Genomic DNA, 18,368 nt, shown 5'->3' with positions numbered 1-18,368 from the left:
AAAAAAACCTCCTTTGGTTTCGAAGTTTTAGTTCCCTATACTTTCATAGATGATACCCAATCGGGATATCTCTTCTTCGTTTAACTTGTTTCTTCCATCCAAAATAAGTTTACATTTTGTAAAATCTTTAAAATTTATCTCTTTGTATTCCTCATGAAAAGCTTGCAGGATAAGAACATCTACTTCTTCTATCAATTTGTCATCTAAAGATAAAGGTAATCCCCCATGATTAATTATTTCACCCTCTGTAAAATGGGGATCATTTACGAAAATATTTGCTTGCTTGTGCCTAAGTTGTTCCAAGAGGAGTAACGTTGTTGATTTGGTCGGCTCTTTAACATCCTCACGATAAGACAATCCTAGAATAAGAACTTTTTTGTTTTCTAAAGAACCGATTCGTTTTTCAATCTTGGATATAGCGTAGCTAGCCATACTATCATTGATTTCTCGAGATAATGGGGTTAACCCTTGATCCAATCCTTTATTAACAAAAAAATAAGGATATATCGGAATACAATGGCCACCTACACCAATTCCGGGAGAATGTAAGTGGGAGAAAGGCTGACTGTTACTTGCTGTAATAACTTCAGACATTCTAATGTTCTTTTCCTCTGCAAACTTTGCTAGTTCATTAGCAAGCGCAATATTCACATCCCGATAAACACACTCGGCAACTTTCGAAAATTCTGCGGTTTCTAAAGAGCTAACCTGGATTAATTTACAATTTAATGCTTGCTTATAAAAATCCGATGCCAATCCTACACTTTTCTTGTTTATCCCTCCCACAACCTTAGGGTAATGTTGTAAATCCTTAATGATGCGATTGGAATAAACTCTTTCCGGGCTATAGGCAAGATAGAATTGTTCTCCCATTGTAAGTCCAGAGACTTCCTCTATTTTTTTCCCGAATCTGTTTTGGGTGTCACCTGGTGGAAGGGTCGTTTCGAAAATGACCAACGTCCCTTCTTGTAACCCAGCTCCTATATCCTGGACAGCTGCATCGATATATTGGTAGTCTATTTCATTATCTTCGTTTACTAATACGGGTACAATCACCACAACAATATTTGCTTTGGAAACAGCCTCAACATTTGAGTCTGTAGCGATTAGCGTATTATTTTGATGAGCATCTTGAACAAACTGATTTAGTCCTGGTTCATTCGTTATATGGGATTTCCCCTGATTAACACGATCTACAACCTGTTTATTTTTATCTGCCCCAAAAACCTTGTAGCCATTATTGGCGAACACAGCTGCTAGTGTAAGTCCTATTTTTCCTAGACCTACAACTGCCACTTGGGGTAATGACTGACTCTTCTCTATCATTTTTCTCACCCTCATTTCATATTCAATAGATATACCGTATTGTATGAGGGTAAACTCTATCTGATTGGACGATTAGCTTTATTATTCTAGAAAAGGGACGAAGGTTTATAACCTCTTATACATTTCGATATATTGATTCGCTACTACCGCAGGATTGTGGTATTTCTCTACATACTGCCTACCCTCTCGGCCTATTGCGTTCCACTTTTGTGGATGTTGAAGTAGTTTTCTTAATACACCCGTTATGTTGGAAGGATTAGCATTTACGATAGGTAAGCCTTGCGGGTACTTGGATACTAGGTCTTCTCTTATATAGCAAATAACTGGTTTGCCAAATGCCATGGCTTCTGAGCTAATATAGCCACTAGCTCCAATCCTTAACTGGTCGATCACAATATCTGCTTGGGATAGAGTTTTCTTCGTTTCCTCGTAGGTCAATCCCTCCAATAACTTAAACTCAAAAGACATTCCGATTTCTTTTAATCTCTCTATCGCATTTAATATAAATTCCGTTCCTTTGAGATCTCTCATAGTTGGAGCATGAACAACGAGGGGAGACTTCTTTTCGGTTGGATATTCTGGCTCGAATTTTCTTACATCGATTGTATGAGGAATAACGTGGACATGCTTATAGGAGTTTGAGATATATGCTTCTAATTCATAGTCTTGAACGATAGCGTGGTCGATATAGTCGGACAGAATAGCTAGATTTTTATTTATTTTTTCCTCTGTCCACTCCGGTTTTACTTTAATATAGGGGTTATTTCTTTTAGCTACGGACAGTTTTCGAATATCGGAGCCGTGGTGATGAACAACCATTTTCTTACCAGCCTGTTTCAACACCTCTAAGTCCCTTTTATCAGGGAAAAAGGTTTCTCCAAAATGAAAGTGGAAGATATCATATTGCTGTATAGATTCCTGTAAGAACTGCTCTAATCGTTTTTCTCGTTCGCGACCATTGAGCAAATTAAGTTTCAAACACTCATCTGGTTTAAATTTAAAGGTGTTTTCATTAAAGTGACAAGAAGTTGCATGAACTCCCTTCTCACGTAAAGCGTGACAAAGCTCAATCATAGGTGGCCCATAAGGGATATGCAAAACCTTCAAATCTATCATTCCTTTCTTGTATTATGAAAAGCTAGTTAAGCTGATCGTAAATAGATAACAATTTTCGTTCCATGTGTTCCCAACTATATTCGGATTTCATGGCTTTTCGGGCATTTTTTCCCATCTCTTTTAAGTTCCTTTTATTTGATTGAAGTTGAAGTAATGCTTGAACATAATCCTCAGCATTTGCTTGTGGCTTATGGACTACACATCCACATTTGTATTGATTGATAAACCACCCCATATCTTCACATTGATTTACGAGAACAGGCACACCATTATTTAAATAACTAAAAAACTTATTCGGCATCGCAAATCGATTATTGAAAGAGTTAGTGGTATTTAAATCAATCCAACCTATATCTACATCCCTCATAACTTCTGGAATAGATTCATAGGCTAACCACCCCGTAAAGGACACCTTATCTTTCAGATGTGCGGGTAACGCAGAATCCTGCTTTATTTTTGCATCCTTCTTCCACCCTCCTATAATTTTGGCCTTCACATCTATTTTTTCGCTTGCCAATTCCAAAATCTTTTTTAATTTATCGAAATTACCTCTGTTTCGCCCCATAACCCCTTCGTATGCCACAACTAATTCTGATTTTGTTTCTTTTCGTGGGTGTTCAATTCCAAGCGGAGGTGAATTATAGATAACTTCTCCAGGGAGAGCTGGATTTAGAGAGAGATGCCACGACTTAATAGATTCTGAAACTGTTATGAGTTGATCTGTTTCTTTTAACATAAGCTCCAGCATTTGCTGCTTTACCTTTACTGTTTTTCGAGGGTTAGTAACAAGAGGATCTGGTTCGAGTTCATGACTATCATAGATCAACCTACATGATTTTCCTTTAGCCTTTAAAGCACGTTTAATACCGACTCCCGAATAGAGGGAAAGGAATTCATGAGCATGATAAATATCGGCCTCTTGTTCGATTCCCAGTTGTGTTAATGAATCCTGAAACCGTGAATGGTTCCCTGATTGAAGATTATGAAGAAGACTTTTAAGATTTTTCGATAGATTCTCCTGTTCATAGGTAATGATTTTTACTCCCTCATACATAAAAGTTGGAGATAAAAACCTATCCGTAAAAAGACTTCCATCTATGTCAAAAAGGTAGCCATTTCGACGAGGAACAATCATAGTTACGTTGTATCCTTGCCTTAATAAGCTTTTCGCTTCTTTTTTTAAAATTCGCGCATCCAAAAAAGGATGTTCTGTTACTATAAAGCAAACATGTGTCATTTTCGCCACCTCCTTCGTATTCCAATATCGATTTAAGTTAAAAGATATGGAGTTTGACTTGAATCCAAGGATTTGTAAATGGCAATCAACCGTTTCTCCATATGCTCCCAACTGTAAGCCTCTTCCATAACTTTACGAGCATTCAAACTCATTTGTCTTAATTTAGACTTATTTTGATAGAGATGAATGATTCCTTTCACATATTCAGCAGGAGTAGGATTCTGTTTATTTATTACTATTCCACACTCATACGTATTCACAAATTTCTTCAGATCGCTACAATCATTTACCACGACAGGAATGCCGTTATTAAGAAAGCTGAACAATTTACCAGGCATCGAAAAAGCATTGTTGAGAGAATGGGTGGAATCTAAATCAATCAACCCAATATCCACGTCTGACAAAACCGTAGGCAAAGCATGGTAGTTTATCCAACCCGAATTAATCATATTGTTTTGTAAATGATTCGGGATCGACATGGTTTCTCCATACCTCAAGCCGCCCACCACTTTAAAATGAAAGTCGCTGACTTTTCTGCAGGAATCGGTTATGGCATAGATTTTCTGAAGAGTCTCCTTAGATACGTTTCCTTCATAAGCTATAGCAAGTCGACTCTTATTTTGCCCCTTTACTTGAAAGCTCGTGGCAAGTGGTGGGGAACTATAAATGACCTCCACAGGGAGCATCGGATTGAAAGATAGGTACCACGCCTTAATAGAATCAGAAACTGTGATTGTGTAATCTGTCTCTTTTAAACTTTCATGAAGCATCTTTTGCCATTTCTGCTTTTCCGCTTCCTTAAGATTTTTTGAAAATGGGTCTGGGGTTAACTGCCTACTATCGTAAATCAATTTAACATTTTTACCTCTTCGCTTATTTAGTGCAACCTTCAGTTCCTTTCCTAAATGCAAAGAGCTCAGCTCATGCGCATGATAAAAATCCGCGTTTTCTTTCATCCCAAGTTGATATAAAGGATCTAGTATTGGCTTATCTGACCTTCTCTCGCTGTCATACGTCACCACCTTTACTCCTTGATACTTAAAGACTTTTTCACGAAAGCGATCCGTAAATGGCTTTCCATCTATATCATGTAAAAACCTATTTTTTCGTGGTGCAATAATCGTTACTTCATATCCATGTTTTACTAGACTTTTCGTTTCACATTCGAAAATACGTGCGTCTAAAAAGGGAAGATAACTTAAGAGCATGCAAACCTTTTTCTTCATTTTCTGTACCTCCCGTTTTCCTATTTTTAAAAAGTAGGTATTCCCGGATTTACCTCTAAAGGATTAACATTCAAAAACTATTAATCATACAAATAATTAAATGTGATTACCCGTTTGTATATGCTGGTATGCATAGAATTGGTAACCGCGAAAACCTATTTTCATATATTTCAACTCATGAACTACACAGAAAGGAGGAACGATGAATGGAATTAAACCTAGTAGGAAAAAACGTCTTAGTTACCGGTGGATCAAGAGGAATCGGAAAGGCAATAGCGGAGGCATTTTTAAAAGAGGGAGCCCGAGTTGGTGTGGTAGCTAGAAATGAAAAAGAGCTACTAGAAACAAAAGAAGAATTAGATGTCCACATTTACTCAAAAGATCTTGCTAAACAGGAGCATAGGGAGCAGCTTTTAAGAGAATTTATAGATGATTTCGGCTCTATTGATGTACTCGTCAATAATGTAGGTGCTAATCATGGACAGGGTGCATTAGCTCCTTCGGGTGTGTTTAAACAAGCAATGGAAGTGAATTTCATCTCTGCAGTCCATCTGAGTCAATTGGCTAGTGAGCATATGATCGAAAATCAAGAGGGTGTCATTATAAACATTTCCTCTATATTCGGTAAAGAAGCTGGGGGGTCTTCTTCCTATAATGCATCCAAATCCGCACTCATCAGCTTTACTAAATCACTTAGCTCAGAGCTAATTAAAAACAATATTCGGGTTGTAGGAATTGCCCCTGGGGCAGTCTATCATCCGAACAAAGCCTGGCAAAATCGATTAAAGAAGGATCCGAAATACCTTGAAAAATATGCAGAAGATAAAATTCCCGCCGGTCGGCTTGGCAAGACAGAAGAGATTGGAAATGTTGCCGTCTTTCTCGCATCTGATAAAGCTTCCTGGATAGTAGGAACAACCATTACGGTTGACGGGGGTCAGTCTAGATTAAATTTCTAAGAAAGGATGTTCGAGTTGAAACGACCATCATTAGTTAATAGTACTGTTCTAGTTGTAGGAGGAGCAGGTTTTATCGGTAGTCATTTAGTAGACAAATTGCTAGATGAAAAAGTAGATAAATTGATTATTTTGGATAACCTTTTTACAGGAAAGGAGGAAAACGTAAAGCAAGTCATAAATAACGGTGCAAAGCTATATGTGGATGATGCGGAAAATCAAGAGACTCTCAACTACATTATGGAGGAAAACGACATTGATATTGTCTTCAATTGTGCGACGAAAGCGTTAAATTATTCTTTTATGAATCCATCTAATGCCTTTTTAACGAATGTTCTTGTGCTTAAAAACTTGTTAGAGCTTCAAAGGAAAAAGGCCTTTCAAACATTGTGTCATTTTTCCTCCTCTGAAGCCTATGGTTCAGCCCAATACAAACCGATTGACGAGAAGCACCCTTTAGTTCCTACAACAACCTATGCGGCAGGAAAGGCGGCTGCTGATTTAATGCTACAATCCTATGTGAATATGTTTGATTTAGATGCTTTTCTTGTTCGCCCATTTAATAATTTTGGGCCAAGGCAAAACTTTAAGGGACCACTTGCTGGTATTATACCGGTCACCATTAAGAAAATCCTCCAGGGGGATGCTCCAGAGATTCATGGTACTGGCGAGCAAACTAGAGACTTTATTTATGTCGAGGATACGGTGGACCTCGTGTTGAAGGTTTTCCCGATTATGTCCCCTGGAGACCTAGTCAATATCACGACAGACCAACAATTGTCTATCCAAGAAGTCATAGAATCTATCTTAGATGTGATGAAGTTTAAAGGGTCTGTGATTAGAAAACCTGGTCGAAAGGCCGATGTAGAGAGCCATAGAGGTTCCGTTCAAAAGTTAGAAAAAATGATTGGCCCATATGATGCTACTCTTTTTAAAGAAGGAATTAGCAACACCGTAGAATGGGTTCAAAAAACGTTCGGCAGCTAAAGAAGAACTTAAGTGAAAAAGGTTATTTCATGCCCAGATAATTGATCATAGACATTCTTTAACCGTTGTTCCATTTTCTCCCAGCAATAGCTTTCTTTCATTACGTTTCGGGCATTGAGACTCATTTCATTTAACAACGATTTATTTTGATTTAAATAAAGAATCGCATTCGCGTAGTCTTTTGCGGTGGCTTCTTTTTTATCAAGGACTAAGCCGCATCGGTGGGACCGTATGAAAGACTCCATTTCATGGCAACGATTAACTAGCACTGGAACCCCATTATTCAAATAACTGAAAAATTTGTTTGGCATCGCGTAGGATCGATTAAGGGACTCATTTAGATCCTCGTAATCAATCCAGCCTATATCAACATCTTTCATATGCTTCGCAATCGAATAATAATCGACCCAGCCTGTTAGCTCCACTTTATCCGCTAAATGACTAGGGAGTTCAAAGGAATCACCGTACCGCGTTCCACCGATTACTTTAAAATGAAAATCAATTGTTTTGGAGCAGATTTCTGTCATGTCTAGAATCTTATTCTTGTTTCCTCTTTTATAATCCATATTTCCTTCATAACACATAACCAATTGATTACGATTAAAGTCTTTTGGTGTGTATTCTGAAGCAAGCGGAGGAGAATTATAGATAACTTCTACAGGTAAAGCAGGAGCCTGTGACAAGAACCATGACTTAATAGAGTGTGAAATCGTAATTACAAAGTCTACTTCTTTTAACATGATTAAAAGCTTTTCTTTAAGGTTGGTTCGCAAGTGTGTAGGAGTTCTCGAATCAAAGGGATCTGGTGTTAATTCATGGCTATCATAAACGAGTTTAATAGCTTTGTTCTTTTTCTGTAATGCTCTTTTCACCCCAACACCAGCAAACAGTGACAAGTATTCGTGCACATGATAAATATCGGCATCCTGCGCTACACCTAATTTCGTTAATGGATTGTTGAACCCCTGTTCCCACTGCGATTCTGGAGAGAGCACTTTGCTTAATGGGGTTCTACTTTCTTCGTAATCATACGTTACAATTGTAATCCCTTCATAGGTGAAGGTTTGTTGTAAAAATTTGTCCTTAATCGGTGTTCCATCTATGTCAAAAAGATAACCACTTTTCCTCGGAACAATCATGGTTACATCATAGCCTAATTTCTTCAAGCTTTTCGCTTCTCGCTTGAAGACCCGTGAATCTAAAAATGGGTGCTCTGCAACTAGCATACATACCTTTTTTGCCATTCTTTTTACCCCTTTCTGAATCGGTATTTATCTTACCAGAGAACTTTTTTCATTATATTAATAGTCATGAAATCATGTTCAGGATTACCGACTACGACAACATGTCAGACCAGCAAATGAAGTACGGCAAAGAAGGTGAATTTATGTTATTAGAAAGGAGAAGGAAATGAAAATCTTAACCGTTGTAGGAGCAAGGCCACAATTTATTAAGTCCTCTATGCTGTCAAAAGCAATACAAAAGAACCCAAAGATACAAGAAATTATTGTGCACACTGGGCAGCATTATGATGACAATATGTCTAACGTCTTTTTCGAGCAATTACATCTTCCAAAACCGGATTATTATTTAGGGGTTGGTTCAGACTCTCACGGAAAACAAACAGCCCACATGTTGATGGAATTAGAGTCCATCATGAACTCTGTCACGCCTAATATCGTTCTTGTTTATGGAGACACGAATTCCACACTCGCCGGCAGTATGGCAGCAGCAAAACTTCATATTCCAATTGCCCATGTAGAATCGGGACTACGCAGTTATAATAAAAAAATGCCTGAGGAAATTAACCGGGTCATTACCGATCACCTCTCGCATTGGCTATTTTGCCCTTCCCAGTCCGCTGCGGAAAATCTTAAAAAAGAAGGAATAACGGAAGGGGTCCATGTAACTGGTGATATCATGTATGATTCTGTTCTTTATTTTAAAGACCTTGCATTAAAACAATCTTCCATCCTTCAAGATTTAACTCTATTCAATAAAAGTTACTACCTAGCAACTATTCATCGGGCTGAAAATACCGATCAGCCGGATCGACTCGAGTCAATCCTCCAAGCTCTTGGGCAGCTCAAAACGACTGTGGTTTTACCTTTACACCCTAGGACGAAAAGTAAAATAGAACAGTTTAACCTAAATCACCTAATCGCTTCGTCTAACATGAAGGTTATTGATCCATTAAATTATTTCGACATGTTAACGATTGCTTCCCAAACGGAATTAATTCTGACAGACTCTGGTGGACTACAAAAAGAAGCATACATGCTCCAGGTTCCATGCCTAACCCTAAGAGATGAAACAGAGTGGATAGAAACATTGGATGCAGGATGGAATCAGTTAGTAGGTGCCGATAGTAAAAAAATTGTAGAAGGTGTTGCCGCTTCCCACATTCCTCAGGAATACCCTGCATTATTTGGAACAGGTAATACCGCACATGAAATCATGGAGATCTTAATTAAATAGACTGATAAAGAAAACCAGCACAGTGAATGATCTTGCCTTACTGCTGCTGGTTTTCTAATGGTTTCTTATTTCGTATGACCAAGTACATACCCTTTCCACCTTACTAAGGTCTCTTCCATCTTATAATCCTTTTCAATGGCATTCAATGTCGCCAACAAGTGAATATGAGTGACATGGTAACCCCACTTCGCAACATTTGGAAACCCACCATCCGTAGTGTAATGTGTTAGATCATATGCAGTGCGATTTCCGAGATCATATAAAGGAAGCATTCTTTTCAAGGTGAGCATTCCTTCCTCAAATAACTTCCTCGTCACGTTGTTACTCGTATGTTTAAATAAATCATATAAGCCAATTAATGCAAACATAAATCCATTTAAAATGAAGCTCGGTGGATTTGTAGGACATTCCTCGTAAAAGGAGTACTTGTTTTCAAACTTAGCGAGAACACCCTTTGGTGGTAAAGTTTGAAATAAGCGGTTGGCTCGTAGTGCGCGATTCGCATAGTTTTGGTTATTCGAAAGATAGGATGCTCGCGCTAAAACAGACATAGCCATTCCTAATCCAATTGCTGAATACCATGGCGCTTTAAGGTCAGGAAGTCTACTTGAGAAAAAAGCATGGTCAAAATGATAGGACCATCCGCCACGCGAGTCTTGATTTTTAAGAAACCAATCCGCAACGGTTAAAAATTTCTTTTTACTCTCTTGATCCTTATTTTTCACATATAAACTGTAATGCTGAAGGCCATATTGGGCGATTGTTGAGGGATTATAGTATTGTCCAAATGAATAAACGGTCTTAGGAATTCCTGTATCATCAAATGTTACATTCCAATTCTCTACGCCTATTTTGTCATAATGCATATAATTCCCATTATAATCATAACTACTTATAACGATCGGACGTGCTTTTGTCACATGAATTTTTAATGTCTGGTCTGTTTCTATCCATTCTTTTTCCGTTTGATAGCCTCTTTCAATCAACGTGAGGGGAACATAAAAGTCATTCCCTATTTTCTTACCAACCGCTTTATGTTGATCATGCATCACGATGCTGATATCCTCTGTCTTATTAGACTCCAATCACTTCACCTCTTTTCATGGTTACTAAGAACGAATCTTCCTGGCTGGAATCCCCGCAACAACTATATTTTCTTCTATATTTTTCGTTACAACAGATCCTGCTCCTACTATCGTATCTTTCCCGATTGTAACGCCAGGTAGTAGCGATGCGTTATTCCCTATCTTCGCCCCTTTTCTAATATGAGGACCTTTTAGCGAAAATGGTTGAGCCCCCATGTATTTGTCATTCGACATCGATACACATGGACCAATAAATACTTCATCCTCTAATGTAGTATCACCTGTTACATATGCCAGCGTTTGAATCGTACATGATTTCCCAATCGTTGTATTTAGTTCGACAATGGCTGCTCTTCCAATAACTGAATCCGGCCCAACGGAAACATTTTCCCTTATACTTGCTTGATCTCCGATAAAGACCCCTTTTCCTATTTTTGTCCCCGAATAAATGGATACTAAATGCCCAATTCTTGTGCCTGATTCAATCATTAGATTTTGGTTGTCCTGAGCTGTTTTTCGCATTCTCTGATTGACACCTGGCTTAATGCCAAGGACACAATTACTACCAATGGAAACATCATCTCCAATGTGTGTCCCTTGTAATAACACCGTATTATGTCCAATAACTACATTTTCCCCAACAACTACATCTTCCTCAATCACCGTATTCTTCCCTAGTTGAACACTTTCTGGAATGTTTGACATGTCCTAACTCCTCCCTTTCAGTAAGCGTTTTAGCGTTTGGACAAGCTGTAACGTTCGATGCTCGATAGAATGTTTTTCCCGAATGAACGCATATCCTTGTTCTGTAATTTTTTGTCTCTCCTTCTCATCTTTTAAATAATAATCTGCTTTCTTTTGAAAATTATCTTCATTTATTGCTACAAAATGATAGTCTGGTATAAATCCAAGGTCCTCCAGTTCTTTGAAGGTTGGTGCTAAAAGGAGCGTTTTACAAGCAAGTGCTTCAAAATACTTTTGAACAGGGTAATGTAACACAGAAGGACATGTGAACATAATCTTGGATCGGTTTATTTCCTTCGCATACTTTTCCCCAATCATTTTTTCATCTTCTTCCTCTTTATTAAAGTTCCGATAGCCAGGATGGCTATGGTAAACAAAGTCTGAATCTCCTTCATAGGCTTTGATAATTTTTTGTCTTAATGGATAATACTCGTTTACCGCACCCATTATTAATAAATTGATATCTTTCTCTAATCCATAATCTTTGTACAAATCTAACTGAACGAAGTGTGGAAACCACTCCATCTTCTTCTCGTATTCTGGATAGGTTTCTAAAAATACATCTCGAATGATGGGAAATAAATAGGAGATATTGTTCTTCTCTATATAAGCTTTTCTAAGTTTCGTAAACCGGTGAATATCATTGATAAATAGTCCAGTAGGGATATTTATATGAGCAAGGCCCTTAATTCTTGGTGTCCAATCTTTATCCATGTCATTCATGAGCAAGATAAAATCGGGTTCTGTTTCCAACTGTTTTAGAATAAAGCTGATATGTCCTGATTTTCTCCATACCTGTACATTCACGACTTTTGCAAGTTCCTGTTCTAAATAGTAAAAGTTCTTATTTATAAAGCCAGACGTGTCTTCTGCTATGAACAAGATATTGATAGCGTTTTCCCTCCTTTCTACTTTTCTAGTGTTTCGTAATAGGACGTAAGCCAAATTTGTTTTCTTGTTATGGCAGTCTATCTCACTTAATAGCTCGTGCATAAGATATCAAATGAGTAATAAATAAAGTGAGGAGAATTAATCTATGAAAGTTGGTGTAATTGGAACAGGAAATATGGGGGAAAACCATGTCAGAACGTATTTATCGATGCAGGAGCATTGCCAATTAATTGGTGTTTTCGATAACGATCCAGAAAAAGGCCGTCAAATTTCAGATAAATATCAGGTAAAACAGTTTCAATCATTACCAAATCTCCTTCAAGCAGTTGATGCCGTTAGTATAGCTGTACCAACAGAATTCCACTATGATATAGGGTTACTTTGCATGGATCATAAAGTGCATATATTGATGGAAAAACCTATTACAGACACTGTCCCACAGGCAAAAGAATTAACCCTCAAAGCCGAAGAAGCTGGAATCAAGCTTCAAGTTGGACACATCGAACTCTTCAATCCACTAATAAATATGATTAGAAAAGAACTAGAACATGAAAAAATTATAGGAATGGATTTTCATAGAATGAGTCCTTATCATGAAAAAATTAAAAATGTGGATGTGGTGAAAGATTTAATGATTCATGACCTCTACATTTTGCAGGAAATCCTCCAAGATGATGAACTATTAGACTTTTATACAATGGGAAAAATCATAGAGAACACCCCAAAACATGCGAGTGTCATTACGAGGTCGGCTGAAGGAGTAATTGGGAAACTAACAGCAAGCTTTAAATCTAAGAGAAAAGTAAGAACCATTCAAATTCTTACAGAGAATGCTTTTATAGAAGCTGATATCTTAAAAAATGAGATAAATGTAACACGAGATACCATCACTCAAACCATACAGATAACCAGCGATGAACAACCATTAGAAATACAGTTAACCGACTTCTTGAATTGTATAAAATCAGATTTAACCCCTTCTGTATCAGGTAAAGCAGGAATAGCCGCATTAAAGACTACAAATGAAATTAGTCGAGCCATTATGGAAGATCAGATCTAAGTCATTGGGAATCCATTAATTATCTGTATGTAGATGGTCGAAAATTATTTCTAAAAATTAATCACTAACTGAATTTGATTCTTATGGATTAGTCCCCCAAAGACGCATATCAAAAACCCCTGAATCATGTTGGTTCAGGGGTTTTTACTGATCAAGATCAAAACAAAGAGCGACTCAAAAGTAAGATTTGAGTCGCTCGTTTCCACTTTTCATTCGGATTCCAACCGGCTATTCATTATGCCGCTTGAGGAAACCGTACAAAGTTAATGGCATCTAAAGAGATATACAACTTTGCATTATCGTTATATCCACTGCTAATGTCAATCACTAGTACCAATTCTGCCGTGACAGTTGAGAGAATCCCTTCGATTAAGTTGTTATCTGTAGCAACCTCAACTCTGGATCCAATTCGTGTAGCTAGTTCTGCAGCAAAAGTTTCTTCAAACATTTATAATTCCCTCCTTATAATTCACTTACAAATTCAATTTTTTCAATACGGACTAGAACTTGATCTCCCGTACTATCAATAATTACGACATAATCACTTCGTACAGCCAACAATGTTCCAGCTACTGTACCAAAAGGAGTTGTCACTTCGACTTGTTCATTCACTAATTCCAATAGTACTTCTCTAAGCGTCGTAGGGACTGTCGGTGATGTCGGAGGAGTTCCTCCATTTCCATTTCCTTCTTCATCCCCAATGCTTAAGTCGAAATCAACATCGATATCTAGGTCTGGTAAGTCTACGCCTTGACCATTGTTATTTGATAGGTTTTGTGTCATTTGGTTAAGCAACTCCAATAGAGACTTTTGTCTAGTATTTAGTACCAATATTTTTCATCCTTTCTATAATAGAATTCTATTTACTATATGGCGGTTTCTTCTCTCCTGTAAGGGCATTTATGTGAATAATAGAAAATTCCACTAATATGCCAATTCTACTTACAAATTAAATAGACTATCATCTATAGCACGTTTACGAACACTCTGAATACGATATATAAAAGTAATCTTAGGAGGTGAATACGTTGAATAAAGATATTAATGTAGATACACTAGTGGACACTATATTAAAAAAGCATGCCGCTAAATTAGATAAAGAGAGACTCGATAACAAAGATAAGGAAAGATTAGTACAAATAATGGAGAGCATGAAAAAAAGTGTTGAGTCCGTAACTCAACCTAAAAACAAAAATGAATAAGGATTATGTAAAAAAGATGATTCCTTCATAGGCGGAATCATCTTTTTTACATAATCGAGGTGTCTATTGGAAAGTCTTCTGGATGGCCATCATCTAACTTTTTTGTTTGGTCCCTATTAGATAGGTAATAGTTTGCTTTCGTCCTATACCAAGAAATAGGTGTTTAATACTGGATACCCACCCTTACCAATCCTATTAAACGACATACAATATCTTAAATTACCAGAAAGGAGAGTTATTATGTCAAGAAAATCTAGGAAAAAAGCGAGAAATGCAAGAAGCGCAAACGCAAAACGTAAACGCGATAGAACAGTCGCGATCGTAAGAAACAGAAAAGCTAAACAAGATAACTGTAATGTTGAACCAGATTGCGTGGAAGAATCAACATGTTGTCGGGAACCGGAATATGTTGATGAATCACCATGTTACCAGGAACCCAAAGAAGAAGCATGTTGTCATGAAGAACCGAGAAAATGGAATGCACTAGATCCGACAGATCACCACCCCCTAGACGGGACTGTTGTTCAGGAGGAGGATGCAGAAGTGAAAAGTAGCCAAAAATCGATTGAATCTATTATTATTAAAGATTCATGTGATGTAGATGTAACGACAACGGATACCCAAGCTGCACTTAATGTTCAAGCAGCTCTTCAAGTAGCCATTGCATTAGTGATTAGTATTTCTATCCTCGACAGTAGTAAAGCAGACGCCGTAACACAAGACCTGCTTGCAAAAGTGAAGTCTAGTCAAACGAATAAACAGCAAGTTTATATTGAGAATTCACGCGATGTAACCGTATCTACTGTGGATACGGACATTGCCGTAAATGTTCAAATTTTACTGCAGATTTTGATTGTATTAATCGCTAGACTGGACATTCTATAAAGGTTTAAGGAATTCTAAGAAGATCACCTATGCGAAGGTGATCTTCTTTTTTTGAAAAACACACAGGACTGTCTAGCCCTGTGTGTCATTTATAATACCTATTGTTGCATTTGGTTCGGATTAGAATAATGCATTTGTTGCATAGAATGATTCATTTGCTGATTCATAGGCTGGAACATGTGTGTCATTTGATTCGTTTGGGCTGTACTGAAAGTTGCTGGTTGATAATGACCGTGTTGGTTCATCCAAGTCCAAATTTCATAGCCCATTTCTTGACATTGTACCGCTCCATTTACGTGATACGAGCGAAGTTGGGGATCTACGGTTTCGTTTGCAAACTGCATTCCTGAAATAGCACCTGATTTATGAGCGCTTAAGGCTAGAGCTGAGATTGTTTGATCCGACAACATCACCGTGTTTGGTTGTGGAGCTGAAGATGGAGAGGCTTGGGAACTCATTCCTACACTTAAATCATGTGTTTGGAAGTGAGGTGCTTGGCCCGGTACTTGTCCACCCTTACCTTGTAATAAGTTAATCCCCTGCTGATAGCCTGTAATCATTTGTTGTTGGTGCTTACTTAGAATGTTTTTTAGTTGTTGGTCTTTTGCTTGACTAATAAATAAACCGTGCTGTTCAATTTCAGCCTTCTTCGAGTTTAATGCTTCGGACATCTCTAAAAGTTCATGAGCGGCGTAGTTCATCGTAGAAAACCTCCGTAAGAAAAATAGTGGGCTTTGATGCCCCGATTTTAGTGTTATCCAAAGCTTTTTTTCCATGCGATACTTCTCTTGCTGAAAAAACTACTTTTCGTGTTAAATATTGGGGATACTTGCTATTCTTACTATCTCGAATATAGAACATTTCGATTTACTTTTTCGACAAGATTCTATATATTTAGTCATAGGCATTTTGTCTCAGTACATAATTCCAAATTGCATAAACGGCAAAGTATCTGAAAAGATACGGCGCAAAGCTAAAGGGGCTAACGTATGACATTATACTAAGCCAGCCAGTTGCACGTTTATCTCTAAACTGTCTTCCCTTGGGAGGCGGCTTTTTTATTGAAAATACACACAAGGGAGAGTTCATCATGAAGAAACGATTTACCTCATTCAAACGCAAGAAAAGCAAATCTGGCAGTATTCGTAAGAAACTCATTCTTTCCTTCACACTAATCCTTCTCGTTCCGAGTATAGCAATTGGTGCATTGTCTTACTATTTCTCTTATCAAAAGGTTCAAAACACGATCTATGAAGAAGCCGAAACGAATGTAAAGCTCATTGATCGAGAATTATCAGAGACGTTTAAGCCGAAGGAAAATGATTTACAGTTTTTAGTGAAGGCCATAAAATCCGATATGTATGCAGAGCAAAATGGAGAAATGCTCGATATGATATTAGAGCAGTACAAGCAACAGAACTCTGATACATTAAACGTTTATGTCGGAACATCCGAAGGAAAAACCATCATAAAACCGGAGGCTAAGCTACCTGCGGATTTTGACCCCAGAAAACAAGAATGGTACAAGAGCGCTTTAGAAAACAAAGGGAATATGATTATCACTGCCCCTTATTCAGACGCCTCGACTAATCAAATTGTTGTGACTGTTGCTCAAGTGACAAATGATGGTTCTGGAGTTATTGGGATTGATATCAATTTAAATAGCCTAGATGCCTTCGCTTCCTCCGTCAAAATTGGGGAAGAAGGGTATATAACCATACTTGATACACAAAAGCAATATTTGGTTCACCCTTCGAAAGAACGTGCTTCAAGTGCTGAGGGTGAGTGGGTAGAAAATATGTTTTCTGGTGAAAGCGGCAGCTTCACGTACCAATTTGAAGGGGATTCCAAATGGATGAACTTTACAACCAATGAAATAACAGGTTGGAAAATTGGTGGTACTATGTACTCATCAGAAGTGACGAGTGCTACATCTGATATCGCTTATTCCACTGTTATCATTGTCATTGTTTCCTTAATTTTAGGTGGTATTGTTATATACTTCATCGTTCGTTCGATTACGAGACCACTTCTCGCTCTTACAAAATCTGCTCAAGTTATTAGCGAAGGAGATTTAACCGAGAAAATTGAGATCAAAACGAATGACGAAATTGGTACCTTAGCAGAAAGCTTTAACACAATGGTTGATTCCATCCGTTCTGTCGTATCAAGCATTAATGAATCGATTGAAAAAGTAGCTTCTTCTTCAGAAGAGCTTACAGCAAGTGCTGAGCAAACATCAGAAGCAACATCACACGTTGCGGACGCCATTGATCAAATCTCTAATGGTTCTGAGGATACAACACAACGAATCACAGCTACTTCTGATTCCCTCGAAGAAGTTTCCAAAGGGGTAAGTACTATTACAGAAAGTACTTCACATGTAGCCGAGTTATCTAAACAGACTGTTTCTAATGCTGAAGAAGGCGGCAAGTATGTGAAGGATAATTACGAGCAAATGAAGTTTATTGTAGAATCTGTTACAAGCTCCAACGAAGTAATCAAAGGGCTTGCAGCTCGTTCTAAAGAAATTGGAGAAATCGTTGGCGTTATCGGGGATATTGCCGAGCAAACCAATTTACTTGCACTAAATGCTGCGATTGAATCTGCACGCGCAGGAGAACACGGTAAAGGATTCGCGGTCGTTGCTAATGAGGTTAGAAACTTAGCTGAAAAGTCTCAGGAGTCTGCAAAAATGATCTCTGACTTAATTAAGGGAATCCAACAAGATACGGATAAATCCGTTGCAGTTATGGCTGAAGTAACCACAAATGCCGAAGAAGGATTGAAGTTAACCGAGGTTACTTCTAAGAAATTCGTTGAAATTATGAAACAAACACAAGATATTAGTCCACAGATTGATGAGGTATCTTCTACGGTGGAACAGATTTCTGCTAGCATTCAAGAAATCAGTGCATCAGCAAATGAGATTGCTTCTGTCTCTCAAGAGAATGCTTCTCATTCTCAACAAGTTGCTGCCACCACGGAAGAACAGCTTGCATCTATGGAAGAAATTACGTCCAGTGCAAAATCTCTTGCTGAAATGGCCGAACAGTTACAAGAACTTGTTCGTAAGTTTACAATATAGGTTAAGGAAGGGTACAATTCAGTTGAGTTGTACTCTTTTCTTTGCGGTGTTCTGGTGCGGGATTTTATTGGCGCTCACGGGCTGGAT

At 37.9% G+C, this 18,368-nt stretch carries 18 protein-coding genes and 1 riboswitch; of the genes, 7 read left to right on the top strand and 11 right to left on the bottom strand.

All coding sequences use genetic code 11. The annotated features are described in order from the left end of the window. Positions 1–27: 27 nt before the first annotated feature. From KO561_RS03510 to KO561_RS03495, 4 genes are all read right to left on the bottom strand, one after another. Positions 28–1,326, bottom strand: a complete 1,299-nt coding sequence (locus KO561_RS03510) for a nucleotide sugar dehydrogenase (protein ID WP_231095771.1) — start codon at positions 1,324–1,326, stop codon at positions 28–30. Between the two features lie 105 nt (positions 1,327–1,431). Next, on the bottom strand, positions 1,432–2,442 hold the full coding sequence (locus KO561_RS03505) for a glycosyltransferase family 4 protein (protein ID WP_231095770.1): 1,011 nt from the start codon (positions 2,440–2,442) through the stop codon (positions 1,432–1,434). A 22-nt stretch (positions 2,443–2,464) separates the two neighbouring features. Beyond that, positions 2,465–3,679, bottom strand: coding sequence for a glycosyltransferase family protein (locus KO561_RS03500; protein WP_231095769.1), 1,215 nt, complete (start codon positions 3,677–3,679; stop codon positions 2,465–2,467). Positions 3,680–3,711: 32 nt separating this feature from the next. Then, positions 3,712–4,905 (bottom strand): glycosyltransferase family protein, encoded by a 1,194-nt coding sequence (locus KO561_RS03495; RefSeq protein WP_231095768.1) that lies wholly within the window; start codon positions 4,903–4,905, stop codon positions 3,712–3,714. A 206-nt stretch (positions 4,906–5,111) separates the two neighbouring features. Here KO561_RS03495 and KO561_RS03490 point away from each other — a divergent pair, with 206 nt between their 5' ends. After that, entirely contained in the window at positions 5,112–5,864 is a 753-nt protein-coding gene (locus KO561_RS03490; protein WP_231095767.1) for an SDR family NAD(P)-dependent oxidoreductase, read from the top strand. 15 nt (positions 5,865–5,879) lie between these two features. Next, positions 5,880–6,848 (top strand): dTDP-glucose 4,6-dehydratase, encoded by a 969-nt coding sequence (locus tag KO561_RS03485; protein ID WP_231095766.1) that lies wholly within the window; start codon positions 5,880–5,882, stop codon positions 6,846–6,848. An 8-nt stretch (positions 6,849–6,856) separates the two neighbouring features. On the opposite strand, the gene KO561_RS03480 is transcribed toward KO561_RS03485, so the two are convergent. Further along, positions 6,857–8,092 carry a glycosyltransferase gene (locus tag KO561_RS03480; protein ID WP_231095765.1) on the bottom strand — a complete coding sequence of 412 codons (1,236 nt, stop codon included), beginning with the start codon at positions 8,090–8,092 and terminating at the stop codon, positions 6,857–6,859. Between the two features lie 166 nt (positions 8,093–8,258). On the opposite strand from KO561_RS03480, the gene wecB reads away from it, so the two are divergent. Beyond that, positions 8,259–9,326: a non-hydrolyzing UDP-N-acetylglucosamine 2-epimerase gene (wecB, locus tag KO561_RS03475; protein ID WP_231095764.1), complete on the top strand. Its 1,068-nt coding sequence runs from the start codon at positions 8,259–8,261 to the stop codon at positions 9,324–9,326. Between the two features lie 65 nt (positions 9,327–9,391). Here the strand turns inward: wecB and KO561_RS03470 are convergent, their stop codons facing one another. Genes KO561_RS03470 through KO561_RS03460 form a run of 3 tightly spaced genes read right to left on the bottom strand, consistent with a single transcriptional unit; the run spans position 9,392 to position 12,100 of the window. Then, entirely contained in the window at positions 9,392–10,411 is a 1,020-nt protein-coding gene (locus KO561_RS03470) for a D-glucuronyl C5-epimerase family protein (RefSeq protein WP_231095763.1), read from the bottom strand. A 24-nt stretch (positions 10,412–10,435) separates the two neighbouring features. Then, the gene (locus KO561_RS03465) at positions 10,436–11,116 is read right to left on the bottom strand and encodes a DapH/DapD/GlmU-related protein (RefSeq protein ID WP_231095762.1); all 681 of its coding nucleotides are present in this window, start codon (positions 11,114–11,116) and stop codon (positions 10,436–10,438) included. 3 nt (positions 11,117–11,119) lie between these two features. After that, positions 11,120–12,100: a glycosyltransferase gene (locus tag KO561_RS03460; RefSeq protein WP_231095761.1), complete on the bottom strand. Its 981-nt coding sequence runs from the start codon at positions 12,098–12,100 to the stop codon at positions 11,120–11,122. A 91-nt stretch (positions 12,101–12,191) separates the two neighbouring features. Between KO561_RS03460 and KO561_RS03455 the strand changes: the two genes are divergently transcribed. Further along, entirely contained in the window at positions 12,192–13,106 is a 915-nt protein-coding gene (locus KO561_RS03455; RefSeq protein WP_231095760.1) for a Gfo/Idh/MocA family protein, read from the top strand. A 235-nt stretch (positions 13,107–13,341) separates the two neighbouring features. Here KO561_RS03455 and KO561_RS03450 read toward each other — a convergent pair whose 3' ends face one another. Both KO561_RS03450 and KO561_RS03445 read right to left on the bottom strand, forming a co-directional pair. Further along, positions 13,342–13,554: a hypothetical protein gene (locus KO561_RS03450; protein WP_231095759.1), complete on the bottom strand. Its 213-nt coding sequence runs from the start codon at positions 13,552–13,554 to the stop codon at positions 13,342–13,344. Between the two features lie 14 nt (positions 13,555–13,568). After that, positions 13,569–13,937, bottom strand: coding sequence for a DUF2642 domain-containing protein (locus KO561_RS03445; RefSeq protein ID WP_231095758.1), 369 nt, complete (start codon positions 13,935–13,937; stop codon positions 13,569–13,571). A gap of 197 nt (positions 13,938–14,134) precedes the next feature. Here KO561_RS03445 and KO561_RS03440 point away from each other — a divergent pair, with 197 nt between their 5' ends. Together KO561_RS03440 and KO561_RS03435 are read left to right on the top strand one after the other, a co-directional pair. After that, positions 14,135–14,308 carry a hypothetical protein gene (locus KO561_RS03440; protein WP_231095757.1) on the top strand — a complete coding sequence of 58 codons (174 nt, stop codon included), beginning with the start codon at positions 14,135–14,137 and terminating at the stop codon, positions 14,306–14,308. 372 nt (positions 14,309–14,680) lie between these two features. Then, positions 14,681–15,193: a spore coat protein gene (locus KO561_RS03435; RefSeq protein ID WP_408004860.1), complete on the top strand. Its 513-nt coding sequence runs from the start codon at positions 14,681–14,683 to the stop codon at positions 15,191–15,193. Positions 15,194–15,291: 98 nt separating this feature from the next. Here KO561_RS03435 and KO561_RS03430 read toward each other — a convergent pair whose 3' ends face one another. Further along, on the bottom strand, positions 15,292–15,894 hold the full coding sequence (locus tag KO561_RS03430) for a spore coat protein (protein WP_231095756.1): 603 nt from the start codon (positions 15,892–15,894) through the stop codon (positions 15,292–15,294). A gap of 231 nt (positions 15,895–16,125) precedes the next feature. Then, a riboswitch (cyclic di-GMP riboswitch) is annotated at positions 16,126–16,214 on the top strand. A gap of 69 nt (positions 16,215–16,283) precedes the next feature. Here KO561_RS03430 and KO561_RS03425 point away from each other — a divergent pair. Continuing rightward, entirely contained in the window at positions 16,284–18,281 is a 1,998-nt protein-coding gene (locus tag KO561_RS03425) for a methyl-accepting chemotaxis protein (RefSeq protein ID WP_231095755.1), read from the top strand. Positions 18,282–18,368 lie beyond the last annotated feature (87 nt).

The sequence above is a fragment of the Radiobacillus kanasensis genome (genome assembly GCF_021049245.1).
Taxonomy (GTDB): domain Bacteria; phylum Bacillota; class Bacilli; order Bacillales; family Amphibacillaceae; genus Radiobacillus; species Radiobacillus kanasensis.
The sequence above is the reverse complement of the archived record's forward strand: the minus strand, read 5'-3'. Positions and strand labels throughout refer to the sequence as shown.

What these genes read in the sequence shown, in the direction of transcription:
- KO561_RS03510 (WP_231095771.1), bottom strand. Translation starts at nt 1,326, where the DNA reads ATGATAGAGAAGAGTCAGTCATTACCCCAAGTGGCAGTTGTAGGTCTA.
- KO561_RS03505 (WP_231095770.1), bottom strand. Translation starts at nt 2,442, where the DNA reads ATGATAGATTTGAAGGTTTTGCATATCCCTTATGGGCCACCTATGATT.
- KO561_RS03500 (WP_231095769.1), bottom strand. Translation starts at nt 3,679, where the DNA reads ATGACACATGTTTGCTTTATAGTAACAGAACATCCTTTTTTGGATGCG.
- KO561_RS03495 (WP_231095768.1), bottom strand. Translation starts at nt 4,905, where the DNA reads ATGAAGAAAAAGGTTTGCATGCTCTTAAGTTATCTTCCCTTTTTAGAC.
- KO561_RS03490 (WP_231095767.1), top strand. Translation starts at nt 5,112, where the DNA reads ATGGAATTAAACCTAGTAGGAAAAAACGTCTTAGTTACCGGTGGATCA.
- KO561_RS03480 (WP_231095765.1), bottom strand. Translation starts at nt 8,092, where the DNA reads ATGGCAAAAAAGGTATGTATGCTAGTTGCAGAGCACCCATTTTTAGAT.
- wecB (WP_231095764.1), top strand. Translation starts at nt 8,259, where the DNA reads ATGAAAATCTTAACCGTTGTAGGAGCAAGGCCACAATTTATTAAGTCC.
- KO561_RS03465 (WP_231095762.1), bottom strand. Translation starts at nt 11,116, where the DNA reads ATGTCAAACATTCCAGAAAGTGTTCAACTAGGGAAGAATACGGTGATT.
- KO561_RS03455 (WP_231095760.1), top strand. Translation starts at nt 12,192, where the DNA reads ATGAAAGTTGGTGTAATTGGAACAGGAAATATGGGGGAAAACCATGTC.
- KO561_RS03450 (WP_231095759.1), bottom strand. Translation starts at nt 13,554, where the DNA reads ATGTTTGAAGAAACTTTTGCTGCAGAACTAGCTACACGAATTGGATCC.
- KO561_RS03430 (WP_231095756.1), bottom strand. Translation starts at nt 15,894, where the DNA reads ATGAACTACGCCGCTCATGAACTTTTAGAGATGTCCGAAGCATTAAAC.
- KO561_RS03425 (WP_231095755.1), top strand. Translation starts at nt 16,284, where the DNA reads ATGAAGAAACGATTTACCTCATTCAAACGCAAGAAAAGCAAATCTGGC.